Source organism: Azotobacter bryophylli (genome assembly GCF_042643485.1).
In the GTDB taxonomy this organism is placed as follows: Bacteria; Pseudomonadota; Gammaproteobacteria; order Pseudomonadales; family Pseudomonadaceae; genus Azotobacter; species Azotobacter bryophylli.
The window spans coordinates 175,010-200,965 of record NZ_JBHRSJ010000034.1; the positions used below are offsets into that span (position 1 = coordinate 175,010).

Genomic DNA, 25,956 nt, shown 5'->3' on the forward strand with positions numbered 1-25,956 from the left:
AGATATCGAAACGTACCAATGTGTCGCTCGGCGAGTTATAGAGGTACAGGTCTCCTCCGATGGTGACCCGTCCATATCGACGCGCCACCGCGTAGCGCGTGCTCTTCACATGCTCGATGGTTTCTGGATTTCGTTTGCGCAAGATTGCACCTCTCTAGAATGTCGATGTCGGCCTTCATCTAGGACAAGCCGCTGTCTCTGGATCGAGACACGAACATACTCGATGCTTCTTTCATGAGAATATCTTAAGTTCTTCGAGAGAATATTGAATTTGTCTCATGATTGCTTCGGCCCCGAGAATACGTTTCATCATTCTCAGTGGAGCATCACGACGTGGCATTGGCACACAACCTCGGATTCCCGCGTATCGGGCGCAATCGAGAACTGAAGAAGGCCATGGAGGCCTTTTGGAAGGGCGAACTGGATGAGGCCGGACTGCAGGCCGTCGGCCGGGAGCTGCGCGCCGCACACTGGCAGATGCAGAAGGACGCCGGCATCGAGCTGTTGCCCGTCGGCGACTTCGCCTGGTACGACCAGGTGCTGACCCACTCGCTGACCTTTGGCGTGATCCCCGAACGTTTCCGTCCGCATGATGGCCAGCCGACCCTGGATACCCTGTTCGCGATGGCCCGCGGCGTGAGTTCCGGCTGCTGCGGTGGTGCGCATGCCCAGGAAATGACCAAGTGGTTCGACACCAACTATCACTACCTAGTCCCCGAACTCAGCGTCGACCAGCAGTTCGAGCTGAGCTGGGAACAACTGTTCGACGAGGTCGAGGAGGCGAAAGCCTTGGGCCATGCCGTGAAGCCGGTGGTGATCGGCCCGCTGACCTATCTATGGCTGGGCAAGACCAAGGGCGCCGACTTCGACAAGCTGGATCTGCTTGACCGCCTGCTGCCGCTCTACGGGCAGATCTTCCAGCGCCTGGCTGCCCAGGGCGTGGAGTGGGTGCAGATCGACGAGCCGATCTTGGTCCTGGACCTGCCGCTGGGCTGGAAGAGCGCCTTCGAGCGGGCCTACAACCTGCTGCAGAAAGAGCCGCTGAAGAAGCTGGTTGCGACCTACTTCGGTGGACTGGAGGACAACCTCGGCCTGGCCGCCGGTCTGCCGGTGGACGGCCTGCACATCGACCTGGTGCGTGCACCGGAACAGTACCCGACTATTCTCGACCGCTTACCGGCCTACAAGGTGTTGTCCCTGGGGCTGGTCAACGGCCGCAACGTCTGGCGTTGCGATCTGGAGAGGGCTTTGGCGGTCGCCCGTCATGCCCATGAGCGCTTGGGGGCGCGTCTCTGGATCGCCCCGTCCTGTTCCCTGCTACACAGCCCCGTGGATTTGACCAGCGAAGACAAGCTGGATGCCGAGCTGAAAGGTTGGCTGGCCTTTGCATTGCAAAAATGCCAGGAGGTGGCGCTGCTCGTCCGAGCTGTCGAACAGCCCGACGCGGACGACGTCGTGCTCGCCTTGGCCGAGAGTCGGTCGGTTCAGGACAGCCGTGCCGCCTCGCCGCGCATCCACAAACCGGCCGTGCAGGCCCGTCTGGCCGCCATCAAGCCGGCCGACAGCCAACGCCATTCTGTGTTCGCCGAGCGTATCGTTAAACAGCGGGCTTGTTTGCATCTGCCGGAGTTTCCGACGACCACCATCGGCTCGTTCCCGCAGACTCCGGCGATCCGCCTGGCCCGTCAGTCGTTCAAGCAGGGCAAGCTCAACGAGGCCGCGTACATCGAGGCCATGCAGAGCGAGATCCGTCATGCGGTCGAAGTCCAGGAGCGATTAGGGTTGGACGTTCTGGTGCATGGCGAGGCGGAACGCAATGACATGGTCGAGTATTTCGCCGAGCAGATCGATGGCTACGCCTTCACCCGTTTCGGTTGGGTGCAGAGCTATGGGTCGCGTTGCGTCAAGCCGGCCATCATCTATGGCGATCTGAGCCGACCGAAGCCCATGACCGTCGATTGGATCACGTATGCGCAAAGCCTCACCGACAAGGTGATGAAGGGCATGTTGACCGGCCCGGTGACCATGTTGATGTGGTCGTTCCCACGGGAGGATGTATCGCGTGAGGTTCAGGCCCGCCAACTGGCGCTGGCCATTCGCGACGAAGTGCTCGATCTCGAAGCGGCCGGTATCCGCATCGTGCAGATCGACGAGGCCGCCTTCCGCGAGGGCTTACCCCTTCGCCAAGCGCACTGGGCACATTATCTGCGCTGGGCCACCGAGGCTTTCCGCCTCACCGCGAGTAGCGTACGTGATGAAACGCAGATCCATACCCATATGTGCTACAGCGAGTTCAACGATGTGATCGAGGCCATCGCCGCCATGGATGCGGACGTCATCACCATCGAGACGTCCCGCTCGGATATGGAGCTGCTGGAGGCGTTCGAGAAGTTCGCGTATCCGAACGAGATCGGTCCGGGCGTCTATGACATCCACTCGCCCCGTGTTCCCACCCAGGAAGAAATCGTCCAGCTGATTCGCAAGGCCGAACTGCGGATTCCTCCCGAGCGCTTGTGGATCAATCCCGATTGTGGCCTGAAGACACGTGGCTGGCCGGAAACCGAAGCGGCGTTGGCCAACATGGTCGCGGCAGCACGAGAGCTGCGCAAGGAACTGGCCTCGCATCCTTGAGAGGGATAGGCGTAGAACGAAACGGGACGCGTGGCGTCCCGTTCTGCTTGCATAAGACTATGCGCTGGCAGCGGACCAGCCCCATATGTGGAAGAGATCCATTTTTCCGATCTCAATGTCTCCCTGATCTGCTCATTGGTACAGGACGACCGAGCCCTGGGGAATGGCGGTGGGGACGCTCACGCCGACCTGGCCGGCGAACGGGTTGACCAACTGGCCGCCCGATACCGAGCCCACTGCCAGGGAGCGCCCGGTCAGCTTGCCCAGTTGCGTCGCCAGTCCTCTGGGAGGATCGCTGCAGTAGGTGTAGCTCCGGCCGGCAGCGATATAGCCCTGGACACCGGAGGCCTTCACGTACCAGGTCGGGAGGTTCAGGGCCGAGTCGGCGACGGCGCCGGTAACGCTCGGATGGGCCACGGCATACTCGGCCAGGGCGTTGCGATAGACCAGTAGGCTGTGGGCCAACACCGACAGGTCGGTGCTTTCGCTCGAGCGCGCCGCCTGGTCATCGAGATCCAGCAGCAGGCCGAGCATCAGGGCCAAGGCTAGGAAAACGGCACCGTACATGCCCATCAATCAACCTCTTCATTCGTAGACTGTCGAGGAGATGTGAGCGGATGAGCTAGTCGTCCACAAGTGGAAATTAGAACTCACTCTGAAGATGGTTCCCGTATGGGGAACCATCTGGACTGACTGGATGGGGCATGCGATCAACTGATCTCGATCCCAAGCTTCTCACTCAGTTTTTTATAGAAAACAGTTCTCTTTCGTGGGGAGGGTAACTCTTTACAACACTCATCAAGTGCATCTGTTGCTTGGGTACAGGTAATAGACCCGTTCTCGACGTGGGGCTTTAGCTTGGAGTCATAGATGTGTATTAGCTCGTTGTAGTTTCCGCACTGCCCACATGAAACCAGCGAAGGGTCGCGTTTTCCTTGAGGGTTGGTATCTTCATAGCGGTACTTCTCGTTAATGTCCCTAATCGCCAAATGGGCCATCGAGTCTGTCACATCATTTCGCATGGTCATGTTCAGTTCCCTTTCAGACTACAAGATTAGCTCCGAGCCATTCCCCTGCAGGTTTGATCCGAAGTCACATCAGATGTAGGGCGATTGTTGGCGCTTTCAATGGTGCTGTCATATTTTGAAACGGTAGCTAACACACTGTCACGGCTGATCATCATTAGGTTTTTTGATTTTCTTAGCGCAGTTCTGCCCATTGATCAATGTCGCAGTACTTGGTGGCTGCGCTCATCACGCCATACGTCTGCCCTGGCGGAACGATGTATGTGGCTGGTTGTATTTCGGTGTTCGCATCGCCCCCGTCGTAGTCGTAGAAGCTGAACTGTCCGACCTGCACGCCGCCGATATAGAGGTAGTTGCGCTTCCAGTTGTTATTGACCCCATCGCAGTAGATGCTCGGGGCAATCATGATCGGTTTGGTGGTGTCATTCAGATACGTTTCGTTCAATGCCCGCGAAACGAGTTGCCACGTCTGGCCGTAGCCTATCCCGACGTTCCCAGTCCACTTCCCATCCTGGCAAGACAGCGGGAGGCCGTTCACATCACGGGCGAACAGCCCGGTGCGAGGGCAGCTACTCCCCTCGGTCGCGACGCCGTCCAGTTGCAGGTATTCCCCGACCGTCGTGCGTCCCTCGGAGGTGAGGCTGCCGCCGCGGACCTGTCCGCCGGTATACACGCCTTTGTTGCCGTACACGCGGACCCAGTCCGAGTCGCTCATGTACCAGCCGCCACCCCATTGCTCGCTGTACCAACCGCCATTGCCGAGCGAGCGGAACCACTGACCGGCCGAGACATCCGCCGAGGCGGTGATCGAGGCGGCGTTGACGAGGTCCTGGTCGCCCATGTCCAGCGTGGTGTTCATCCGGTTCAGCTCTGGGCGTCCCGGGATGGCATTGCGATACAGGTAGTCATTGGCCAGGGTGCCGTCCTGGAGGAACAGCGCGCTGGCGGTATGGCCGACCCCGGGATTCATCCCATAGTTGCTCAAGGCCAACTGCCAGCCTCCGCGCACCCCCTGGACGATCCCGGGATCGCTGGTGGGGATGAAGCCGCCCGGCGCGCCCAGGTTCTCCGCGATTTCCCGCGTGCCGATCTCGTCGATCGACTCGCCGCCGGTTGTCAGCACGATCGATTCCAACTGGTTGGCCGCCACCCGCCTGGCCAGCACGGTGAAGGTTTGCCCGAAGGCGTTGGTGTCCGCGACAGTGGCCGGCAGATAGTGGGTATTGCGCAGCATGGCCGGCGTGATCGTGACCGGGGCAGTGGGGCCGGCGGCGGCATAGACCGCAGCGAAATTGTCCTTGAGGTACTGGGCGGCGGCCTCGGCCACCTGCTGCTGTTGGTCGGCGGCAATCTGGTAGTTCACCGAGTCCATATGCCGGGCCATCAGGTTGAGCCCCGTACTGGCAATCATCGCCAGGGCGATGAGCCCGAAGAGCATCTCGATGGCGATGAACCCGCGTTGCCGAGCGATGGGTCGAGTCCCGCTCATGTCCACAAGCTCCGCTTGGATTGGTTTTCCACGTCCTGGGCGATCAGCTCGATATGGCCCGTCCGGATCTTTTCGCGGATGCCGGGTCCGTCCTGGCCGGTGAGCAGCAGGCTTTTCGACTTGAGCTGACGCCGGCCATCGACTCCGCTCTCGATGGTCTGCCAGATCACCGCGATCAGCCCCTGCGCGAGGATTTCCCGGGCATTGGGGATCTCGGGCTGGGCGGTGGAGGCGAGCCGTTCGATGCCTTGCTCGATGCTGCCGGCATGCAGGGTCGTGATCATGAAGTAGCCATTGATGGCGGCGCGGACGGTCTGGGCCGCGGTAGGTGTATCGCGCATCTCGCCGATCAGGATCTGGTCGGCCCGTGCCCGCAGCGAGCGCAACAGGGCCTCCTCGTAGCCGCCCGTGCGGCGCGAGACCTGCACCTGGATGCAGCGGCCCTGGCCATGGGGGCCGTGCAGGTTGGTTTCCTGCGGATCCTCGACGGCGAAGGCGATCCCGCCGCAGGCCTGCAGGCGGGCGACGACCAGCGATGCCGCGCTGGAGGTCTTCCCGGTACCCGATTCCCCGCAGAACATCACCAGGCCGCGTTGCTGTTTGTTCAGCAGGGCTGCGACGACCTCGTCGGGAAACCCGAGGTACTGGAAGTTGCGGATGACCGCGCTCGACTTGTTGAGGACGAAGACGGTTTGCCCGTGGGCATCGAGCAACTGGGTCACCCGCAGGACGACGCCATCTTCGATGATCGAGAACTCGGGATCCTGATCGGCGGCGAAGCGCTCGTTGCACCGAAGGCGCAGCGTTTCGAGCGCCGCCTGCCAGGCGGCAGGGGCCTCGATGTAATGCGCGGAGGCGCCATCGAGCCCCTTCACGTCGCAGAAATCCACGCCCAGGTAGAGATCCACGAACTGGGCTTCGCTGATCACGCTCATCCGCGCCCCTCAATAGACGGTCCAGGACAGCGTGTTGCTGGTCGAGTCGTTGCTGCAGCCACTGGTGGCCGTGGCCGAGGTGACCTCGCCGGTTGTGGAGGATCCGCCGTTGATCGCGGTGATGACCTTCTGGCCGCGACTGATCTTGGTCGCCAGCGTGGCGCAGGCGTCCTGGGGCAGGCCGTTTTCGGTGATGACGAAGGTCATGCCGTTGGAGACCACGGTCACGGTCCCGCCCCAAACGTTGTAGAGCGTGGAGCCGGAGACGCTCATGTTCGGCAGGCCCTTGATCGTCGCCAGTTGCGGGACCAGGTTGGTGCCGGAGCTGCCGTAGCCCGCGCTGCCTTTGAGCTTGCGGGTATTGGCGATGAGCTGGCCGATATTGGATTGCTCGTTGCCGACATCGGAGCTGTTCATCAGGCTGCCGCCGTTGTAGAGGGCGTAGCCGATGCCGATCGCGATGCAGATCAGCACGAAAATCATCGACAAGTCGATATATCCGGCTTGTCGGGGGCGGGCGCGTTTGCCCGGTTGTAGGGAGAAGAGAGAACTGTTCATCTGACGGTGCATGGGGGAGAGCCTCGTGATCAACGTGCAAGGGGAGTGGAAACGGCGGTCTGCATGCTGTTGGTCCCGATCAACACCAGGATCATCAGCGACCCCATGGCAATGCCGGAGAACAGCAGGAAGCCTTTCGTATAGCGCTCGACATTCTTCAGCGAGGTGTCGAGCCAGCGGTTGGCGAAGCGGTGGATGGCGTCGGCGAAGCTCTTGCGCGTCGCCAGGACGCAGAGGAAATGGATGGCGGTCTTGTCCGGAAACTCATGGCCGGCCAGCTTCAGGGCCACGCCGAAGTTCTTGCCGATCTCGACCCCGTAGCTGACGGCCAGGAGACGCTCGCGCAGCCAGGGCGTGGCGTTGACCATCAGCGTGTCCAGGGCCTCGATCTGGTTGATGTTGGCCCGCAGCATCACGGCGATGTTGAGCAGGAAGGTCGAGCCATGCAGGGCCTTGTAGATCGACCAGGGCGGCAGCCGCTCCAGACGTACCCGCAATGGCCCGGTGAGGTAGGGCAGGCTGACCAGGGAGCCGACCAGCAGGATGACCAGGGCGATGAGGGTGATCAGCCCGTAATGGTCGACATAGGTGGCGATCAGGTACAGCAGGTAGGGGGCGCCGGACGAGTCTTCGGGGGGCGACAGTCGGGCCATGGCCGGCACTACCCGGGTGGCGATGATATGGAGCAGGTAGGCCATCAGCGACCAGATGAGCACCGGATAGAGCGTCGAGTTCAGAATGAGCGACAGGATCTTCTGGCGCGCCTCGATGATGCGGATGCACTCGGAAAAGGCCTGGGTGAGGTTGCCGGAGCGCTCGCCGGCACCGATGATGGCCATCTCCTGGTAGGGCACCCAGACACTGCAGGACTCCGCCAGCTTCTTGCCGTTGCCGACCTTCTTGCCGATGTTGGCGCAGGCCAGGGCGACCGGGTGGTAGCGTTGGCGGCCGTCGTCGCTATAGATCCTCCGGACCTCGTTCAGCGCGTCGTCCACGCCGACGCCGTTCTCCAGCAGTGCCGTCAGGCTCTCGTAGAACTGGATGCGCTCGGTGCTGCCGAACTGCTTGCTGTAGAACCTCTCGACCAGCGAGGACCAACCATCGAGCAGCCTAGCCAGCATGACGGTCCTCCAGGACATACAGGTCGAAGTCCAGGGGGCCGACCACGGGCTCAGCCATGCGAGGATCGATCTCACCGCGGCGCACCTTCAGGCCGGTGTGGGCTATTTTGGTGATGCCGCCCAGCTCCTGGACCCAGTAGTTGCGCGCCGCGCCGGCGCCGTCCTTGCGGAAGATCTGCATGAACCGGTGCGTCGGCAGCAGAATCTCGGCGACCAGCGTCCGCGTGACGACGCCCAACTGGCGGCAATGCGGGCAGCCGGGACCGACCAGGCAAGCGGTATTCAGCAGACTCAAGTCGCGCAGGCGTTTCACCAGGTCGTCGGGTAGCGCCGACACCTGCTCACGGGCCGGTACCTTGCACTGTGGGCAGAGAACCGGCAGCAGCGACTGGTTGATCACGGCGGTCATCAGGGCCGGATCGGTGACCAGGCTCGGATCCACTCCCATGTCGATCAGGCGCTGCAGGCCGGCGACCGCGTTGTTGGTGTGCAGAGTGGACCAGACCTGGTGCCCGGTCATCCCGCCGCGGAAGGCGGCCTGCGCCGAGGCCAGATCCCGCACCTCCCCGTACATGAGGATGTCGGGATCCAGACGCATTGAGTTGGAGATGGCGTCATCCCAGGACTCGTCAGCGCCGAGCGGCGATTGATTGGCCAGCAGCGGGTATTCCGGCGGATCCTCGACCGTGAGGATATGCTTGGTGCCGCGGGTCTCGCGGGCCAGTAGATTGAGGGTGATCTGCAGGGTCTTGGATTTCCCGGAGCCGGTCGGCCCGGTGATCAGGTTCACCCCATAGGGCAGACTCCGTAGCCGTTTGAGCAGTTGGATCTGCTGGTCATGGAAGCCGAGCTCCTCGAGGCTCTGTTTGCCCTGGTCGTCGTAGAGCAGCCGTAGAACCATCAGAAGGCCGTTGACCATGGGGCGGGTGGCCACCCGGGCGCCGAAAAGGCCCAGTTGCTCCACGAAGCGGCGACTGACCCGGGCGTCCTGCTTGATCTCGGGCTGGAAATGCTCGTCCGCCACGTCGCACATGCTGTTGTAGAGGGCCGAGCAGAGCTCGATGCCGTTGGCGCTCGGGATCTGGCCGAACTCGGCCATCTGGCCATGCACGCGAAACCGGATGCTGGTGATGTCGTGTCCCACCACCAGGTGAATGTCCGAGGCCTGACGCTCATGCGCGAGCCCCATGAGCTCCACCATTTCGCGCTGGCGATGAGTGGTGTCGCTGCCGCCCGTGCCCTTCGGCGAGTCGTCGAGCTGGTAGAGCGCCTTGATCTCGCTCATGGTCGAGGAGCGCACCTCATAGGCGACGCCCGCCCGATCGAGCCGATCCATGAACGCCAGGATGAAATGGTCGGTGCGATGCTGGCCGGAGACGTACAGCACGGGGTGCGCCTGTCCCTCGTCGACCAGGGCGCACAGCTGTCGCAATTCGGGCTTGAGGTCGCCCCACTCGGCGCCCTCGGCCGTGAGCACCCGTTGTTTCAGCGGCGTCGGTAGCGCCTCGGCGTCTTCGCTTTTCATGTTCACAGGTCAGAACCTCCCAGGCAGGCCGGGGGCCACGGGCACCCCGCTCCTGGTGGTGGATGGAGTGCCAGTGGCCGCCGGCTCCTGATTCGAGAAGCCCAGGGGGTAGCGTTGTCCGTTGCGGGTCAGCTCGACACGGTCGAGCGTCAGGGCGGAGACCGTGTAGCCGCCCGGCAGCTCCCCGCCGCCGAGGTAGGCATTGACCTCCAGGCCGCCGCTGTACAGCAGCACGGCGCGCATCGACCCGCGGGAGCCCAGGATGCTCTTGACCACCGGCAGGGTCTCGGGGGCCTGAGCGGAGACCGGCGCGGCTCCGGGCTGGGCGCGTGGCGTCGGTGATGTCAGGCTGCCGCCCTCGGCCTCCAAGGCTCTCTTGGCCTTGGCCCGTTCGGCCATGGCCTGGTACAGCAGGGTCTCGCTCTGTACCTGGGACAGTTGTCCGACGCTCACGCCGGCGTAGGGCTCTGCAGCCTGGGCAGCGGTCGCACCGAGCAGCAGAAGGCCGAGGAGCGGGACTCTTCGATGGCTATTTCGCATACAGGTCTCCTGTGATCGACCATTTCGATTCGTGGCCCTGCCACTGGGTGGTGATCTCGCGCAGACGGAGCCCGCGCCCCTCAATCCCCTTGAGGAAGAGGGCCGGCGGCAAGGGACTGCTCGTTTGTACTTCGAAGTGCTTCCAGTCGGGTGGGGGCGGTGGCGGCGGCGCGGGTTGCCCGGGGATGGCGGGCGGCGCGGGGACGGCAACCGGCACTTCCTTGATGGCGGGCACGAGGGATTGCTGCTGCAGCCAGGACGTCAGGTCGGCTAGGGCCGTGCTCGCATCGCGCAGGGGCTCGTCACCGGCCAGGGGCAACACCAGGTTGGTCTTGACCGCGGCGCTGTTGCCCTCGTCGTAGAAGGCCGGCGCCTCGGCGAAAAGGCCCTCGGCCGCCTGGCTGAACTCGGCGGCGGTGCTGTTGCCTGTTCGCTTGTAGTTCGCGGAGACGAGAGTGCCGTCGCACTGGGCGGCGCTGAACAGCCAGCCGGCGATCGACGGGGGCAACTGATCGATCAATGCGTTGCAGCCCTCGACGAAAGCCACCACGCTGGGCTGTTTGGCCCAGGGGTGCTCCAGAGCCTGGGCCGGCTGGGTCTCGCCGGAGCGCTGGGCGAGCTCGGCCAGTTCGGCCTGGCGTCGGCGCTCCGCTTCCAGCGCGGCCTGGCGCGCCAGTTCGGCCTGATGCGCTTGCCAGCGCTGGAAGCCGACCAGGGCGATCAGCCCCAGGGCGGCCAGCGCCCCGAGCTTCAGCAGCTCCTCGCGTGACAGGCCGAAGGCCAGCGGACGCAGGCGGTACTCACGCTTGAGGCGTTCGGGCCGCAGCAACTGCTCGATGTCGATCGGCTTTCCGCCGTGCTCGAACTCGGCGGGCAGGAAGATCTCCTCGAAGGTAATCTCCCGACTGAGCTGCTGGGCGACCTTGCGCTTGATCGTCTCCGCGGTGCCGACCAGGTCGCAACCCGGGATGACGGCGCCCTTGAGCACGGCGACCAGGGCATAGCGGTCCTCGTCCGGAGTGATCCGCCAGGCCGCCAGCCAGGACTTGCCCAACTGGCCGGCCAAGGCGGCGGCCAGGGAGTACATGCCTTTGACCGCCCCGTCGCTGCGCGAGACGAAGCCGGCCTGGATGATGGACTCGGTGCGGCGGATCGCCACGATGTCCATCGACTCCTGACGGCCGAACTGGCGGGCTTCCTTCATGTAGCCGGTCAGGCTGCCCAGGGGATGCCAGAGGAGTCCGGTGACGAAGGCGTTGCCGTGGTAGCTCAGTACCTGGACCTTGGAGTTGCCCGCGTTGTTCTCTGCCAGAGGCGATGACCGGGGAGGGCGCCTCAACCGCTTCAACAGGCTCAGCTTCATGGCGTCAGCCCGTCACGATGGGAGTGATCAGCACGACCAGCACGCTGCGGGTGGAGGTTCGGGACTGGCTTCCCCCCAAGCCGAGGAAGCCGGGTTTGCCCGCTCCGATCTTGGTAGCGTCTTCCCGGGATTCATCGAAGCCGGACAGGATGAGGGTCTGGCCACTGCGCAGCTTGATCTTCGGCGACAGGACCTTGGTGTCGTAGTCGGGCGTCTGGGCGCTGGATCCGTTGCTCTGGAAGACGTCGAAGGTGGGCTTGGAGCTCATGTTGATCGAGACCATCAGCAGCATCTCGTCCTGGCTCAGTAGCCGCGGCAGGAGGGTCATGTTGAAGCCGCTGGTGATGGTTGCCGCTTGCAGGGCCGTGTTGGAGCCCACCGAGGCAGTCGTGGTCGTGCTGCTGGACTCGATGTAGCCCTTCACGTTGCCGATCTGGATCGGGGCCGGCTGCAGGTTGAGGGTGGTCAAGGACGGCTCCCGCACGGTCGAGATGCGTCCCTGCTCGGCCAGTGCCTTGACGATGAGATTGGAGCCCGCCCAGGGCGAGTGGGCGGTATCAAGGATGCCGACCGAGCCGGAGATCGCGTTGGTGCTGATGTCGGACAGGGTGTTAACCAGCGACAGTCCCCACTTGTTGGCCAGCGATTTGTAGACGACGTCCCAGTTCAGACCGAGCTGATCCTGATCGGTCAGGGTGACCTCCAGTACCCGGACGTTGAACAAGACCTGTTGAGTGATCTTGCGGTTGGTCTCGTTCAGGTAGGCCTCGACGCGGGCCAGTACCTCGGGCCGGTCGGTGACCGTGAGCGTGCCGGTCGAAGTCGAGAGGTACAGGCGCCCCGCGGGGCTGAGCATCGCCTGGACGTTGTTCTTGACGTCCGTGAGGATCGTGGACCTGAGCGTGACGGTCGTGCTCTGGTTGCTGCCGGACTGTCCCGAGGCTCCGGAGCTGGAGGAGCCGGAGCCGCCTCCACCCCCGCCTCCGGAGGTGCCGTTGCTGGTTCCGGTGTTGGTGGTCATCCCCGACTTGACCACGCTCTCGATAACCTGACTGTCGCCGAAGGACCAGACCTCGAACACGCGGGTGTCGACGTAGCTGATGCGCACGGCGCGCTCGGCGGGCGAGTAGCGCCAGGTCAGCCCCAGGCGTGCGGTCGCCAGGTCCAGCAAACCGGATAGCTTGCCCTTGTAGGTGAGGTTTGCGATCTGCGTGGTCTGTCCGAAGCTGCTAAAGCTGGTCAGGCTCGGCCCCCGGGAAACGCTCGCTGGTTGTCCCGCGGCGCCGACTACCCCGGCCGGGAGCAGGTCGGACAGGTTATCGGGATCGCCCCCGGCGGGCCGAGCGGCGCCGGACGCTGGGGGCGCAGTGACGGCCGCCAGCCCCGGGTTGAGCGCATCGGGGGAGACCAGGACGGGCAGGCCGCACTCGGAGGTGATGTATTGCGCGATCTCGGTGATGCTGACCCTGTCGCCCGGCCGATAGGCCAACTCGCAGTCCAGTGCCATCGGCAACCCGCGCTTGGCGCTGATGGGCTGGGTGGACACCCAGGGCTTCTTGCTGAACACCACTGTGTTGCGCTTGGGCTCCTGCTGCTGATTGCGCAGGTAGGCGGTGTACTGCGAGGCCGTATCGGTCTCGGATTGGGTGCGCGCCATGGACTCGTTGATGCGCTGCATCGTGCAGCCGGCGGCGCAGGCGACCGCCAGTACCAGGCTGGTCAGGCGAAGCAAGGGATTCATCACTTTTTCTTCTTCCGTTCGGAAACATGGACGATCCGCTGGTCGGGGTTCCCGTCGACCAGGAAAGATCGACGGGCGTTGTCCCAGAGAGGGAAAATTTCCGTGACCGCCTCGGCGAAGCTGCCGCTGAAGCGCAACGGCGCCTCGATGGCGTAGTCCAGGTCGTCGCACTCCCAGATCACCCGATAGTCGGCGGAGCGAGCCCAGGCTTCGACCGACTCGCGCAGTGTGGAACCCACCCGGGCCTCCCAGACGGGCTTCAGCGGCGCCCGGAGCGGGAGGGCCGACGTGGCGGGCGGGTTCGAAACCGGCTTGCCGGGCAGACTCGTGGCCGGGCGTTGGGCGACCGGAGAAGCCGGGGCCGTGGGGCGAAGCGCCTTGGCTGGTTCCTGCTGGGGAGTTGCGGCGACGGTCGTTTTTGCGGCTTCGGGAGCCGGAGCCGAGATCGACGTCTGGGCCGGGGCCGGCTTGGCGGCAGTGGCCCGGCTGACCGGGGCGGCTGGAGTCTGGCCCCCGCTGGTCCCGGCAGTCGTTTTCGAAGCGACCAGTGGCTTGGCACTGGGCACGGCGGTCGTCACGACCGCGGTCGGTGTCGATTTGGTGGGCGTGGGGGCTGGCGAGGTCGCCGGAGCGGTGGCCGGCGGCAGGGTAGCCAAGGCCGACCTTGGCGGATCGGGCAACTGATAGCCCGGGCGCAGAACGAAGCAGACGTTACGCATCACCTCGTCGACTTTGACCTGCCAGGCCGGACCCGCCAGCACTTGTAGGGTGTTGCGCAGGCTCATGGGACCGATCTTGTACTGGGCGGCTGGGAGCGGTCGGGTGAAGAGGATGTTGACGTGCGGGGTCTCGGGGCCGCACAGGCTGTAGCCGGAGCGGTTGAGCACGTATTGCATGGCATCGCGCACGGTCGGGCGCAGGTTGGCCGGGATGTTGATGTCGATGATCTGGGCCATCAGGTCCCGTTGCTCGATCCCCGGCGCGGTGTTGACCAGGGTGTAGCGTCCGTAGCGCACTTCGCGCTCCGAAGGGGCACCCGAGGGATACAGGTCCGGCGACAGCAGCTCGGGATTGCGGCTGCTGTCGAGGGACGGCTTGGACGGCGCGTGTGTGCAGCTGACCAGTCCGACCAGGAGCAGGAGAAGAGAGGAGTGAGTCGTGAACTGCCGGATCATGTATGCGCAGGCCCCATGTACTGATGGGAGCACGGTGCCAGCACGATCCGCCTAAATCAGCGGAAAATCCTATTTTGGTCGCAGAGGGATTATCAGGGCGTATTGAAGTTGCCGTCGTTCGCCTGGGATGCAACTCGTCAGGCTTAGGGCCAGCAGTTACTATCGCGATTTGGCTGATGCCCGAAGGATTGTACGGATGAACGTCGAAGTAGCTGAAAATGGAAAAGGCAGCTGGCAGGTGGAGATGGACGGGGCCTACCACGTGAACTTCCCTTGCCAGGCTGAAGCAGAAGCCTTCGCTGAGCGTCTACGAGTGCGACTGAATGCACCTCATCTCCTGCCGGAGATCTATGAAGCCTGCCCGGATCTGCCGCTCGATCTCGGGGCAAACTGAGTCAGTTGGCCAGGGCCTTGCACCACACCATCTGGTCGAGTCGGTATTCAAGGAGAGAAGCAATAATGATCGATGAGCTGATCGAGCACGTGGTGGTCCTGGAAACCGAGTTGCAAGCGTGCAGTGCCCGACTGCAGGAGCGTAGCGACGATGAGGCCCTGCATGATCTGCGTATCGGCGTGCGCCGGCTACGCAGCATCTTGCGCCCTCTACGGGGCCTACCCGAGATCAATGCGCTGGAGCTGGTCGCCGCAGAGGTGGGCCGGCGGAGCACGCCGCTGCGCGATACCGAGGTCTTGATCCAGGAACTGGAAGCCCACGAGCGGCCCGACCTGGTCGAGCCTCGCCGGCGTGAATTGGAGGCCGGGCGCGATGCCTTGTTGGCCAGCTCCGAGTGGCTCCTGTTCCGGAATGCTCTGGCAACGTGGCCGGCCATCTGTCGAGAGGCTGCAAGGAAAGGCAAGCTCAAAGGCCTGCGCAAGCACATTCGCAAGCAACTGGCGAAGCAGCAGCGCAAGCTGGCTGAGGGGCTGCGCAATCCGGCCCATGACCGGCATCGGCTACGGGTGCTGATCAAGCGGGTACGCTATGCCCACGAGGTCTATCCCAAACTATCCGACTTGCCGGACAAGGCCCCCAAGCGCTTGAGGGCAGCTCAGTCGGTGCTGGGGGACTGGCATGACTGCGTGCAGTGGCTGCAACGGGCTGAGCAGGAGCTGGATCTCCAGCCCTTGTGCGAGACCTGGCGCGAAGCCATGGCCAGTGCCGAGCGGCATTCGGACCAGGTGCTGAAACGGCTTCTCAAGGATTTTCCAGTGGCTTGACCACGTTCACGCCCGCTTTCCAACCCGGCTGTCGGCGAGGCCGGGCAGGTCCCCCCGTATCATTGGCACAGTCGATGAGGCGGCAAGGCCTCAGGCAAGAGGCAGATGATTGGCGCCCTGATGATCCGGTCTGGTCTTGAGCAGGACGAATATCTTGAGGCGCTCGTTCATTTCGCTCAGGACATGACGGAAAGCGTCCGGTTTGCTGCTGGCCTGTGGGTCTTCGACATTCCAGGCAATCACTTCCTCGCCTCTCGGCATCATTTGGTATTCCTGGGCGGACTTGTCGCACAAGGTGATGACGTAATCGAATTGCTGGCCGGCGAACGCCTCCAGCGGTTTGCTGTGCAGCCCCTCGCTCGGGATATCCAGCTGCGACAGTACCGCCAGTACACGGGAGTCGACCGGAGTTGGCTGGATGCCGGCACTGAAGGCGTCGAACTGTTCGGGAGCGATATACCGCAGCAGAGCCTCGGCCATCGGCGAGCGGGCGGAATTGTGGGCACAGATGAAAAGCACGCGTTTTTTGCTGTTCATGTAAGACCCCGGCATCAGATTGACCTTGTGGGATTCTCTTCGCCCTTCAAGTAAAACCGACGTGTCTGACAAGGCCGTGAATGCATCACGGTTTCTTGGGCTATCGCACTTAAAGCACCTTCACGAGCGTTGTCTGCATCGCCTTGGCCGCCGCAACCGGGTCGGGCTCGATGAGCTCCTGGGACAGCCGACGCTTGTCCAGCAGCAACTGCCAGAGCTGCTGATCGATCGAGTGTTCGACCAGGGGGATCTTGACCACCACCAGACGCCGCTGACCGTTGCGGTAGGCACGGTCCTCAGCCTGGTCCTGCAGGGCGGGCGTCCAGGGCAGGCCGAGGAAGAACACATAGTTCGCGGCGGTCAGGTTGTTGCCGGTTCCGGCGGCCGACGTCGTCCCGATGAAGACCCGGGTCTCGTCGTCCTGCTGGAAGCGGTCGATCGCCTTCTGCCGCTTGGTCACGCTGTCGGAGCCGACCAGGGTGACGCAGCCCATCCCGGCGGATTCGCAGAGCTGTTTCAGCACCCCGACAGTTTCCTTGTATTCGCAGAACAGGATCGCCTTGTCGGCGACATCGAGCTCGGCCAGCAGCTCCATGACGACCGGCACCTTCGCCCGTTCGAGCAGGCGACGCATCGCGCCCAGGCGGGCGAAGGGCTGCTGATCGCAGGCCCGGATGGCGTCGTATTCCTTACGCTGCTCCTCGCCGAGCACGACCGGAACGGTTTGTCGCTGCTTGCCCTTGAGCCCCGGCAGGACGTCCTTGCGCCGGCGGAGCATCCAGTCGCCGATGGCGTCGCGCAGGTTCTTGCGGAACTCCGGGCTGCCGGCGAATTGCTCGCAGAACTCCTTCAGCGGCAACTGGCCGACTGGGTGACCGGACAGCCGCAGGAGGGTGTGCAGCTCGGTCTCGCGGTTGAGCACCGGGGTGCCGGTCAGCAGGTAACGGTTGGGAACCTTGGCCGCGATGTCGAACCCATGCCGGGTGCACTGGGCGGTGGGCTCCTTGAGCCGGTGGGCTTCGTCGATGACCATGACCCGGAAGTGCTCGGCCTGCAGGACGTAGTCGGCCAGGCGCTCGTAGTTGATCACCATCCACTGGACGGACGCGTCGAAGGTTTGCTGGCCGATCCGCGCCTCGGGATAGACCGCCTGGATTTCCCGCTGCCAGTTGATCAGGAGCGAGGACAGGGTCACGACCAGTATTGGATGCCCCTCCGCCCGGATCGCTGCGGCGATGATCGCCTGCCGGGTCTTGCCCAGCCCCATGTCGTCGGCCAGCAGGGCGCTGGTCCGCTGTAGCAGGTGGCGGATGCCCGCGGGTTGGTGAGGCAGCAGCGAATGGCTCGCCAGGGCCTGCTCGATCTCGGCCTCGGTGTACTTGGTGCGCTCGATGGAGGGGACTGCCGCCAGGTAGAGGTCGGTTGAACTATCCTCGAGGGAGACCGCCTGGCGCTCGGCCGGCGCGCCGCCGAGGTTGATTCGGGTAATGGCCTCGGCCGAGGCGACGGAGCCATCGCTCAGCAGCTCTTGGAGTGTATCCAGGATCTCGAACTGCTCCTCGGCCAGCCCCAGTTCCAGAATCAGATTGCTGCGAACCAGCTCGGGGCTGGCATCGATCCGCCAAGAGCGCGACGGCCCGAGGAAGGTCCCCCGCATCCGCCGGGCCACCGCGACCATGCCGGGGTGGTAGTCGCCGGAGAGCAGCACGCCGCCCTGGGCGAGCGGGGCGATGCGAAAGACCATCCCCCAGGTGAAGGCCTGCCGATCGGGCGATGCCTGGGCCTGCTCCAGTTTCCGGTTGAAGCTCTGCCAGGACTCGGTGAAGCGGCCGTCGGCCAGCTCCATCAGCTGCTGGTACAGCAGGTCCGGTTCCTCGAACAGCTTGTTCTTGGACAGGCGCCAATAGCGGTACAGCGGGTGTTCGGCACGACGGATGAAGTAGCCGTCCCGTTCCAAGAGCAGGCGATTGGCCCCCTCGACGTACTGCAGTTGCAGGCCGAAGTCGTAGCCGTCGAAGACGACTCGCTTCAGCAGGCTAGGGGGCCGATTCATCAGCCGGGGACGGCTCATGCGAGTGCGTCTGACGGTGCTTACAGTGACACGGTCTCGGCAACGATAAATTCGACCTTTCGGGCCGTTTTGGGCTCGGTTGCGATGCGAGCTGGAAGAATTTTACCGACAATATCGGTGTTCAGGTCGGGATTGTGACAGACCAGGTGTTGAGGGGTGATCACGCCGATTGAGTAGAAGAAACCGTCTGGCTTCCGCTCCGTCAGCGCGATGATCTTGCAACCCGGCCCCTGATCCAGCGTCAGAAGCTCATACCCCCCCGTGCGATATCCCTTCAGGGCGGCAGGGGAGATGAACGTCGCGGTCACGGTGGAGCCCGCTTCGAGCTGTTTCTTGGCGGCCAGGGCAAAAGGCGTTATGGCGGTCAGGAGCAAGGCAACGAGTAAGGTCGGTTTCATGAGCACTCCGGGAGAGTTGAGGCAGGGAACAAGGCATGCCGATCATCCGCCCCGGACTGGCGATGGGCTATGTGGAATTGGAAATCCAGCGAGAGGCATTTCCGGTGGTGGAGAACGACGCACTGCTGCCTCGTCTCCACGCGGAAGTCTCACGATGAGGGCGCTTTTTTCAGTGCTTCGCCCGGTGCTGGAAGGGATCACGAGCGGCGTGGCTGGCGATGTAGCCCAGAAGGTCGCGGGCCTGACGCGACGTCTCGGCCAGCTTTCCGGCCATGTTCTGCTTGAAGTGCTCGCTGGCCAGCACTTCCAGGCCTTGGTCGTACAGGGCGTTGAAGAGAATCTCGGCGTCATGCGAGGTGCGCAGCAGACCGTAGAGCAGGTCCTTGGCGATCGAGGAGCCGGCGATGCCGGGCAGTACCTTGGCCGCATTCCCCTCGCCGATGATCTGGCCCTGGATGAAGGTCAGGGCCTGCTTGACCTGCTCAGGTGTGGCACGGTCGAGCGATTCGACATTGAGGTAGTGCTGCACGATCTCCTCGGTCGAGAGGCGCGGCAACTGGTTGGTTTGCCGATCCCGCATCAGTTCGAGCGTCCTGATGGCGAAGCGCAGCAGTGCCCGCTCGTCCTGCTGTGCCGGTTGCGCCCGCAGGGCCTGCTCCATCTTGTTGAAGGCGATGATGTAGGCCACTTTCCACTGTGCGGCCTGCTTGCCGGTGAACCCCATGCACAGCAGCACGAAGCCGTCGCGGGTCATGCGGTAGAAGACTTCTTGGCGAGTCGCGCCTTGAGGCCCCGGGACTTCTCTTAACGTCTCCTCAAAATTGAGGACACGAAACTCGGCAGGGCACTCAAGGCTCCGGATAGCCTTGATCACGTTGTCATGCCGCTTGCCGAAGTGCTTGGCGACATCCAGGCTCGTGGTAGTCACCTGGCCCTTGAACACCTCGACCGAGACCTCGGTAGTGTCGGTCGTTACCGGGGTAGGTACGCTGGTTTGGGAAGTGGTCATTTCGATCTCTCCAGTAGCTTGATTCGAGGTGGAGCAAGACGCGGAGTCGCCTCGTCTCCACCGAAAGATTCACGATGGGGCGCGCGATTTTCCGCCCGGTCACTACAGGGGAATGTCGTCGTCGAAGTCCTGATCAGTTGACCGTTGTGGTCCGCCACTCGCCCGGGGCGTCTGCCCCGTGCCTTGCCGCGACGGGTTGCTGCTCTGGCCCAGCACGACCTGTTCGATCCGGTGGGGCAGGATGCCCACGCGGGACGCCTGAACCTTCAGCGCGGACTGCTCCTCACCTTCCGCATTCGTCCAGGTGTCCATGATGGCCCGGCCTTGGACCACCACCCGCATGCCCTTCTGGTACAGCGAGGCGTATTGCTCGGCGTTCGCGTGCCAGATCTCGACGTTGGCCCAGAACCCGCCGCGGTCCTCGTAGCCATCGCCCTTGGGCACCGGGTTGTCGAAGTACACGTTCAGCCGGCAGAGCCGACGCGGATCCTTGTTGCCGTTGGGGAACTCCTTGAACTCCGGGGCGGAGCCGATGTTGCCTTCCCATACCACTGCAGTGCCCATATCAGGCCTCCTCTCGATTGGCGGTGTTGTCGCTGGTGGAAATCTGTTGCAGCCGCTCCCTGTAAGCGGTGTCGGCCTGGGCCATCTTCTCGGCGCACTCGGCGGCCTGGCGGCCGATGGTGTGAACCAGGCTGATCTGCATGTTCAATGCGATGCGTTGAAGCTCCAGGGCATGAAGGTCCTGGAGCAGGGACGTGGGGGTTCGGGCGGCCGCGACCAGATCGCGCCACAGCTGAACGCCCATCGCTCGGGTTCCGGTCTGCTGCCAGCGCAGGAACACGGGGCCGGCGCTCGTGGCCTGCTTGGTCAGCCGGACCGGCAGCAGGGTGAAGGGATAACGGGTGGCCTGGGCCAGTACCCGGTCCTGAGCGAGCGCCTTGAGGCTGTCCTCCAGTACCCGGCATTGCTCGGCGAGCAGGTCCAGCTCCCCCTTACCCTTAAAGGGTTTTAAAAGGCCTTTTAGGAAGGGCGCATGTTGCAGGCTGGAAAAGTCAGTCTGTTGCAGCGGCTGGAAGGAGCCCTGTTGCAGCGCATCGTGCTCGGTGGGCTGAGCCAGCTTCCTGATCATCGGACTCAGGCCTCGTCCTGGTCGAAGTCAGGGGCGGGCTGGTCCAGGGCATCGTCCTCATCATCCTCGACGGCCCGCGAGGTGTTGGCCCGGGTGATGTCCGGCGCGTACTTGGAACGGCGGGAGCCGTCGAGCACGTCGGCGGGTAGCTCGCCGAGGAAGGCGTACATCTCGCGAGCTGCCTGGGCACGGGCGTTGTTGGCGGCGAAGTCGTCGCGGCTGGCTCCCGAGAAGCCCTTGTAGCGCTGGCCCAGGCCAAAGAGGCGACGGAGGATGGCCGAGCCCTCGTCGAGCCAAGCCTCCTTGGTGTGGTTGTCGATGAGGCCGATATGGTTGGCCAGCAGGATCCGGCGGACCAGTTCGTCGTAGCTGGTCAGCAGGTAGACGCCCTTGTAGGCGAGCGGCGAGGTCAGATACAGCGGCAGGGTCATCGGCTGGACGGACAGATTGTTGCTGACACTGAGCTGGGCGGGCAGGCAGGCCATGACCTCGTCGAGCTTGCTGTCGATGTCCTTGAGCTGCTGGCTGGCTTCCTCGATGCGCTCCTCGATCATGAGGAGGAACCAGTCGGAGTAGGGATCGTCCTGGGCGGCGCCTTGCTTGATGCGGTTGATGATGTTGGCGAAGCCGCTCAGGCCGATCATGCCGGGCTTGCCGTTCTCGCCGCGGGGACGGCCGAACCAGAGACGGGAGGCATGGTGGGTGTGGAGGGTCAGTTGGACGCTGCTACGCAACGAGCCGAGGTTGAGCTGGAAGCTGTCAGCCATGCAGGGGATTCCTTCTATATAGAGGGGTGGATCACGCACGGCCAGCATGCCCACGCGGTAGGGCGCGGGTCAGCAGGAAACCCTTATTTGGTCGGTTTGGGTTTTTCTGAGGGAGGTGAGGAGGCTGGGAGTGATGCCCGGGGCATCACCTGGGCCGACCTGCCGGAGTGTTTCCAGTGGAACCACTAGGGGCGTCCTGCCGGAGTGATTCCAGTGGAATCACCTTGGGCGTCCTGCCGGAGTGATTCCTGGGGAATCACCTGGGCGTCCTGCTGGAGTGTTGCCAGTGGCAACACGGGTTCGGCTTCCTGCTGGAGTGTTGCCAGTGGCAACACGGGTTCGGCTCTCTGCGGAGTGTTGCCAGCGGCAACACGGGTTCGGCTCTCTGCGGAGTGTTGCCAGTGGCAACACGGGGCCGGCTCCCTGTGGGGTGTTGCCAGTGGCAACACTGGATTGGCGTCCTGCAGAGTGTTGCCCGGGGCAACACTTGGGCTTGCTCTCTGCTGGAGTGATTCCACTGGAACCACCGGGGCAGTCCTGCCGGAGTGATTCCCGGGGAATCACCTGGGCGTCCTGCTGGAGTGTTGCCAGTGGCAACACGGATTCGGCTCTCTGCGGAGTGTTGCCAGTGGCAACACGGGGCCGGCTCCCTGTGGGGTGTTGCCAGTGGCAACACGGGTTCGGCTCTCTGCGGAGTGTTGCCAGTGGCAACACGGATTTGGCTCTCTGCGGAGTGTTGCCAGTGGCAACACGGATTTGGCTCTCTGCGGAGTGTTGCCAGTGGCAACACGGATTTGGCTCTCTGCGGAGTGTTGCCAGTGGCAACACGGATTCGGCTCTCTGCGGAGTGTTGCCAGTGGCAACACGGATTCGGCTCTCTGCGGAGTGTTGCCAGTGGCAACACGGGGCCGGCTCTCTGCGGAGTGTTGCCAGTGGCAACACGGGTTCGGCTTCCTGCTGGAGTGTTGCCCGGGGCAACACTTGGGCTTGCTCTCTGCTGGAGTGTTGCCAGTGGCAACACGGATTCGGCTCTCTGCGGAGTGTTGCCAGTGGCAACACTTGGGCTTGCTCTCTGCAGGGTGATGCCAGTGGCATCACCTGGAGCCGTCCTGCGGGGTGTTGCTAACGCCCGGTTAGGGATTATTTCAACCGGACGGGGGAGGCTATGCTGTTCTGACTTCGTTCAGTAGCTCGGGGTGGCGATCGAGCACCTTGAGCAGTTTCACCAGAGCCAGAGGTGGCTTTGTTTTGCCATTCTCGTAACGCGAGAACGCATTCACGCCACCGCCGAATATCTCGGCAGCTTCGCGCTGGTCAAGTGAGAGCTTCTTGCGGACGCTGGCGATAAAGCCAGGATCGACAATCGAGGCATTCACCTGCTTGTTAAACTCCAACATCGCCGTGCTGATACGGGCTGACTCGTTTGCATCAAGGACTACCTCGCCACAGGCTGGGCAGAAGTCGCCAGTTACTGCCGGAATGATGGTCGATTCGCTCTTGTAGGTATGTGGTATATCGCGGGTGTCATGCACCAGTTCCGCCGCTGCACAAGATGGACATTTCATGTTCATAGCTCCTTAAAGGACACGATGAGCACGTCATCAATGACCGTGAGTTTCAGATAGATCTCTCCGGCCTCCGTGTTAGTCCGGTACACATCTTGCCAAACCGTATGGTCGGCATGCGTCGTCATGCTTTTGTAGAAGTCTGCCGGCGTCAGTGCCATGACAACGCCGACGATCCTCTCAAAGTCGTACCCCAACGATGCCCCGCCAGCCAGTGCAGACATGGTTGAGCGCACCTTGCCAGCCTCAATCAAGGCTCTGACGACTGGCAACTTGCAGTGCGGAGTTCTTTTTTCCATATGAGCAGTATTAACCTATTAGGTTGTATTTGGCAACTTGGTTAATGGTCTGGGCGTACGATTTTCCCGGATTCTGCGGGCTTCCAGCTGGAGTGATTCTAGAGAATCACCTTTGGCCATCCTGCTGGGGTGTTTCCCCGGGAACCACCTTGGCTGTCCTGTCGGAGTCAGTGGCAACACTTGGGTATTCGGGAAAAGGTGTTGTTAGGCCGCGCCTGCTAGCTAGCAGGCTTTCATAGGGAATGTGCAGCCCATCATGAAGGCGTTTTATCATCGCCAAGCTCAATTTGCATTTCCGGTTCAGAACCTCGGAAACCCGGCCGCTGGAGCCGATGTACGGCTCTAGGTCGCGTGGGGTCAGCCCCTGCTGATCCATACGGAATTTGATGGCTTCGATGGGGTCGGAAGGCTGCATCGGATAGTGCTCGTCCTCGTATTTCTCGATCAGCACCGCCAGCACTTCCAACTCGTCGCCCTCCGGCGTACCGATCTCGGAACCCCACAGTTGTTCCATGCGCGCAAAGGCCGCGGCCAGGTCATCATCGGAACGAATCGGTTTGATGTTCATTACACGGTCTCCGTGTTGATCTGGTCGTACTGGACATGGGGCCTACGAGTCTTACGAATCCAAGCTGTCGTTCGTAATCGATTGCCAGGATAACCCGGTACTTGTTGCTGTCGATGTTGAACACCACCTGGCTGCTGGAGGGCCCCGGGAACCACCCGGAGCCGACCTGCCGGAGTGTTGCCCAAGGCGTCACCCTGGCTCTCCCTGCGGAGTGATGCCACTGGCATCACCCAGTCCCCGCCCTCGAAGAATGGCGCTCTTCATCCCTGCCAATGCGCTGCGTGCAGTGGTGGCCGTCTCCGGGCTGGGCGAGGTTCTCGGCGGGTTCACCGTGATCGCGGGCGGCAGGGCCTTCGGTGTCTGGGGGCGATCAGGTTGCGGCGGTTGCGGTGCGCTCGGTGCGACCGGAGCCGACGTGGCTTGTGCCGGCTGGTCCTTGGGCACCTGCCAGTGGGCGTTGAACTCGCCGGACACCGCTTTCTGCACGCAGCTGAGCAGGTAGCCGAACGGGGTGCGCACCGCCCCGGTGCTGCACCGATGGTGCCACTGGTTCAACAGCGGCTGGCGAAGCTCGGCGTCAACCTTGGCCAACATGACCAGGGCGGTTCGCTGCTGCTCCTCGTCCAGGCGGTGGAAGGTCGCGGGCAGGGTCAGCTCTTCCAGCAGCCTCGGGCGCGGTACAGAGCTTTTACATACAGAGGTATCTGTATTCGTATACGTACTAGATGAGTTCGGATTCCGAACTCGGTCTGGAAGCCCCGGATTTCGTCTGAGTTCGGATTCCGAACTCGGGGCCGCGAAATTTTCTATCCCCTCGTTTTTGCTCAGTTCGGAATCCGAACTCGGCTCTTCGGGCACGACGGCTACCTGAGTTCGGATTCCGAACTCAGTGAGGGACAGGCGCTGCTCGAGCACTTCCAGCCGGGTCGGCAGTCTCTCGCCGAGGTCGGGATCGTTGGCCAGGTCGGTCAGCGCCCGGCCGGCGACCTGACGCACTGCCTTGTTGCTGTGCTCGAGCGACTGGCCGACCAGCGCCATGTAGTCCTGGTCGATCTCCATCGCCTCGGTGCAGCTCACCGGCTCGTCGTGGAGGATGTAGACGTTGCCCTGCATCTGTCCGCTGGCGGCGTCGCGCACATGGCGGCCGAGACTGAGCCAGCGGGTCAGGCGCAGGACGGTGAGCGCCTTGGCCACGGTTTCCCGGGAGGCGGGTTTGCCCGGCGTATTGCCGAGGTAGGGGCGCAACTGCTCATAGGTGGGGAAGGCGGTGACTCCGTCCGCGTTGATCAGCAGCCGGAAGACCTGCCAGAGGTTGCGCTCCAGGGGCGACAGGCGATCGTCCAGGAGCAGTCGTCGAGGCACGGTCTCGTGCGGGTTGCCACTAAAGACGATGCCGGCCATGTCCTCGGCCGGCATCGACAGGCCTGCAGCTTTTCTCGCCTGTTGCTGCTGGAGATGATTGTGCAGCATCCCGGCCGCCTGATTGATGACCCCCTCCAGGGGGGCCGTGAAGCGTTTTCTTCGGGGTGTCACAGCCGATCGCCTTCTACCGAATGAGGGGATGGCGAACCCGCGGCGCGGTCGCTGTCAGCGGATGCCTGGGGTTCCGGTGGGGAGGGCGGTGTGGGCGCAGCGAGCAGACGCAGTGACGATCGGGCGGGCGCGTGTCGGGGCGGATAGGTCCCCTCGCGGACCCAGCACTGGATGCGTGCCCAGACGGCGGCCAGCGGGATGCGCTCCCTCGTCTCGGGGGCCTCCTCGCTCTCCTCCAGCGGACCGTTGATTTCCTCGGTCAGCATCATCGCCACGTCCAGGAGGGCGTAGGGATCGCTAGGATCCCCCTCGTGCTCCTCCATTAGGTCGAGGAAGCGATACCAGAGTTCCGGCGACTCCGGCAATTCGGCGAAGCGGCCGGAGCGGGCCGGCAGATTCAGCAGCAGGCGCTGCTGGGCCACCTGTTGGGCGGTCAGGCCGAAGAAGTGCTTGAGCATGCTGGCGGTCGCCCCGAGTCGGATGGCGCGCTGGACAAGGCGCTCCTCCTCGCTGTCGCGTTGCCGGCTGTTCAGCAGGTTCTTCACGGCCTCCGCGTCGACCGCGGCGTGACACCAGAGCGCCGAGGAGTTGACCAGCAGGCTGGCCGCGGCTGGATGCTGGATTAGCGCGATGAGTTCGTGGTCCAGGCCCATGGCCTGGCATCGGCGCAGATCGCCGATGCGCAGGTTGTGCAGGATCTGGGCGAGCATCGCTTCATTCAAAGGATTTTGCTTCTTGGACATGAGCGACTTCCTG

General features: G+C 63.2%; 26 protein-coding genes and 2 pseudogenes. 4 read left to right on the forward strand and 24 right to left on the reverse strand.

All coding sequences use genetic code 11. The features are described 5' to 3' along the window. Positions 1–333: 333 nt before the first annotated feature. A complete protein-coding gene (gene metE / locus ACFOJE_RS16780; RefSeq protein ID WP_377815779.1) occupies positions 334–2,631 on the forward strand; it encodes a 5-methyltetrahydropteroyltriglutamate--homocysteine S-methyltransferase in 2,298 nt (765 codons plus the stop codon). Between the two features lie 132 nt (positions 2,632–2,763). Here the strand turns inward: metE and pilM are convergent, their stop codons facing one another. The 11 genes from pilM to pilL2 all read right to left on the reverse strand — a co-directional run bounded on the left by pilM (position 2,764) and on the right by pilL2 (position 14,103). Further along, positions 2,764–3,198 carry a type IV pilus biogenesis protein PilM gene (gene pilM / locus ACFOJE_RS16785; protein WP_377815780.1) on the reverse strand — a complete coding sequence of 145 codons (435 nt, stop codon included), beginning with the start codon at positions 3,196–3,198 and terminating at the stop codon, positions 2,764–2,766. A gap of 143 nt (positions 3,199–3,341) precedes the next feature. Beyond that, a complete protein-coding gene (locus ACFOJE_RS16790) occupies positions 3,342–3,659 on the reverse strand; it encodes a hypothetical protein (RefSeq protein ID WP_377815782.1) in 318 nt (105 codons plus the stop codon). A gap of 172 nt (positions 3,660–3,831) precedes the next feature. Then, positions 3,832–5,145, reverse strand: a complete 1,314-nt coding sequence (pilV, locus tag ACFOJE_RS16795; RefSeq protein WP_377815783.1) for a shufflon system plasmid conjugative transfer pilus tip adhesin PilV — start codon at positions 5,143–5,145, stop codon at positions 3,832–3,834. Continuing rightward, entirely contained in the window at positions 5,142–6,080 is a 939-nt protein-coding gene (locus ACFOJE_RS16800; RefSeq protein WP_377815784.1) for an ATPase, T2SS/T4P/T4SS family, read from the reverse strand. Before ACFOJE_RS16800 ends, pilV begins: the two co-directional genes overlap by 4 nt. A gap of 9 nt (positions 6,081–6,089) precedes the next feature. Continuing rightward, positions 6,090–6,638 carry a type 4 pilus major pilin gene (locus tag ACFOJE_RS16805; protein ID WP_377816328.1) on the reverse strand — a complete coding sequence of 183 codons (549 nt, stop codon included), beginning with the start codon at positions 6,636–6,638 and terminating at the stop codon, positions 6,090–6,092. Between the two features lie 29 nt (positions 6,639–6,667). Further along, positions 6,668–7,759: a type II secretion system F family protein gene (locus tag ACFOJE_RS16810; protein WP_377815785.1), complete on the reverse strand. Its 1,092-nt coding sequence runs from the start codon at positions 7,757–7,759 to the stop codon at positions 6,668–6,670. Next, entirely contained in the window at positions 7,749–9,284 is a 1,536-nt protein-coding gene (locus ACFOJE_RS16815) for a GspE/PulE family protein (protein WP_377815787.1), read from the reverse strand. The genes ACFOJE_RS16810 and ACFOJE_RS16815 overlap by 11 nt, the downstream gene beginning before the upstream one ends. Positions 9,285–9,293: 9 nt before the next feature. Then, positions 9,294–9,824 carry a type IV pilus biogenesis protein PilP gene (gene pilP / locus ACFOJE_RS16820; RefSeq protein WP_377815789.1) on the reverse strand — a complete coding sequence of 177 codons (531 nt, stop codon included), beginning with the start codon at positions 9,822–9,824 and terminating at the stop codon, positions 9,294–9,296. Next, the gene (pilO2, locus tag ACFOJE_RS16825) at positions 9,814–11,187 is read right to left on the reverse strand and encodes a type 4b pilus protein PilO2 (RefSeq protein WP_377815791.1); all 1,374 of its coding nucleotides are present in this window, start codon (positions 11,185–11,187) and stop codon (positions 9,814–9,816) included. Before pilO2 ends, pilP begins: the two co-directional genes overlap by 11 nt. A gap of 4 nt (positions 11,188–11,191) precedes the next feature. Then, positions 11,192–12,931, reverse strand: a complete 1,740-nt coding sequence (gene pilN, locus ACFOJE_RS16830) for a PilN family type IVB pilus formation outer membrane protein (protein WP_377815792.1) — start codon at positions 12,929–12,931, stop codon at positions 11,192–11,194. Further along, on the reverse strand, positions 12,928–14,103 hold the full coding sequence (gene pilL2, locus ACFOJE_RS16835; RefSeq protein WP_377815794.1) for a PFGI-1 class ICE element type IV pilus protein PilL2: 1,176 nt from the start codon (positions 14,101–14,103) through the stop codon (positions 12,928–12,930). Before pilL2 ends, pilN begins: the two co-directional genes overlap by 4 nt. A 196-nt stretch (positions 14,104–14,299) precedes the next feature. Here pilL2 and ACFOJE_RS16840 point away from each other — a divergent pair, with 196 nt between their 5' ends. Beyond that, positions 14,300–14,497, forward strand: a complete 198-nt coding sequence (locus ACFOJE_RS16840) for a hypothetical protein (RefSeq protein ID WP_377815795.1) — start codon at positions 14,300–14,302, stop codon at positions 14,495–14,497. Between the two features lie 65 nt (positions 14,498–14,562). Beyond that, on the forward strand, positions 14,563–15,321 hold the full coding sequence (locus ACFOJE_RS16845; protein WP_377815797.1) for a CHAD domain-containing protein: 759 nt from the start codon (positions 14,563–14,565) through the stop codon (positions 15,319–15,321). A 90-nt stretch (positions 15,322–15,411) separates the two neighbouring features. Here the strand turns inward: ACFOJE_RS16845 and ACFOJE_RS16850 are convergent, their stop codons facing one another. From ACFOJE_RS16850 to ACFOJE_RS16860, 3 genes are all read right to left on the reverse strand, one after another. Continuing rightward, entirely contained in the window at positions 15,412–15,858 is a 447-nt protein-coding gene (locus ACFOJE_RS16850; RefSeq protein ID WP_377815799.1) for an arsenate reductase ArsC, read from the reverse strand. 109 nt (positions 15,859–15,967) lie between these two features. After that, the gene (locus tag ACFOJE_RS16855) at positions 15,968–17,929 is read right to left on the reverse strand and encodes a DEAD/DEAH box helicase (RefSeq protein ID WP_377815800.1); all 1,962 of its coding nucleotides are present in this window, start codon (positions 17,927–17,929) and stop codon (positions 15,968–15,970) included. 20 nt (positions 17,930–17,949) lie between these two features. Next, on the reverse strand, positions 17,950–18,327 hold the full coding sequence (locus tag ACFOJE_RS16860) for a hypothetical protein (protein ID WP_377815801.1): 378 nt from the start codon (positions 18,325–18,327) through the stop codon (positions 17,950–17,952). Positions 18,328–18,362: 35 nt separating this feature from the next. On the opposite strand from ACFOJE_RS16860, the gene ACFOJE_RS16865 reads away from it, so the two are divergent. Further along, entirely contained in the window at positions 18,363–18,485 is a 123-nt protein-coding gene (locus ACFOJE_RS16865; protein WP_377815802.1) for a hypothetical protein, read from the forward strand. Positions 18,486–18,496: 11 nt separating this feature from the next. On the opposite strand, the gene ACFOJE_RS16870 is transcribed toward ACFOJE_RS16865, so the two are convergent. From ACFOJE_RS16870 to ACFOJE_RS16915, 10 genes and pseudogenes are all read right to left on the reverse strand, one after another. Further along, entirely contained in the window at positions 18,497–19,336 is an 840-nt protein-coding gene (locus ACFOJE_RS16870; RefSeq protein ID WP_377815803.1) for a Rha family transcriptional regulator, read from the reverse strand. A gap of 102 nt (positions 19,337–19,438) precedes the next feature. Next, positions 19,439–19,900, reverse strand: a complete 462-nt coding sequence (locus tag ACFOJE_RS16875; protein WP_377815804.1) for a single-stranded DNA-binding protein — start codon at positions 19,898–19,900, stop codon at positions 19,439–19,441. Between the two features lies 1 nt (position 19,901). After that, on the reverse strand, positions 19,902–20,468 hold the full coding sequence (locus ACFOJE_RS16880) for a DUF3158 family protein (protein WP_377815805.1): 567 nt from the start codon (positions 20,466–20,468) through the stop codon (positions 19,902–19,904). Positions 20,469–20,473: 5 nt separating this feature from the next. Next, on the reverse strand, positions 20,474–21,235 hold the full coding sequence (locus ACFOJE_RS16885; protein ID WP_377815806.1) for a PFL_4669 family integrating conjugative element protein: 762 nt from the start codon (positions 21,233–21,235) through the stop codon (positions 20,474–20,476). Between the two features lie 1,163 nt (positions 21,236–22,398). Further along, complete coding sequence (locus ACFOJE_RS16890; RefSeq protein WP_377815807.1) at positions 22,399–22,800, reverse strand: type II toxin-antitoxin system MqsA family antitoxin; 402 nt, start codon at positions 22,798–22,800, stop codon at positions 22,399–22,401. A 2-nt stretch (positions 22,801–22,802) separates the two neighbouring features. Then, positions 22,803–23,099: a type II toxin-antitoxin system MqsR family toxin gene (locus tag ACFOJE_RS16895; protein WP_377815808.1), complete on the reverse strand. Its 297-nt coding sequence runs from the start codon at positions 23,097–23,099 to the stop codon at positions 22,803–22,805. Positions 23,100–23,319: 220 nt separating this feature from the next. Next, positions 23,320–23,667: pseudogene (locus ACFOJE_RS16900) on the reverse strand (helix-turn-helix domain-containing protein); the annotation flags it as partial. Further along, a pseudogene (locus ACFOJE_RS16905) lies at positions 23,667–23,797 on the reverse strand (type II toxin-antitoxin system HigB family toxin); the annotation flags it as partial. The pseudogenes ACFOJE_RS16905 and ACFOJE_RS16900, both read right to left, overlap by 1 nt. Before the next feature lie 59 nt (positions 23,798–23,856). Beyond that, positions 23,857–25,200 carry an STY4528 family pathogenicity island replication protein gene (locus tag ACFOJE_RS16910; RefSeq protein ID WP_377815809.1) on the reverse strand — a complete coding sequence of 448 codons (1,344 nt, stop codon included), beginning with the start codon at positions 25,198–25,200 and terminating at the stop codon, positions 23,857–23,859. Then, on the reverse strand, positions 25,197–25,943 hold the full coding sequence (locus ACFOJE_RS16915) for an STY4526/YPO1902 family pathogenicity island replication protein (protein WP_377815810.1): 747 nt from the start codon (positions 25,941–25,943) through the stop codon (positions 25,197–25,199). The genes ACFOJE_RS16910 and ACFOJE_RS16915 overlap by 4 nt, the downstream gene beginning before the upstream one ends. Positions 25,944–25,956 lie beyond the last annotated feature (13 nt).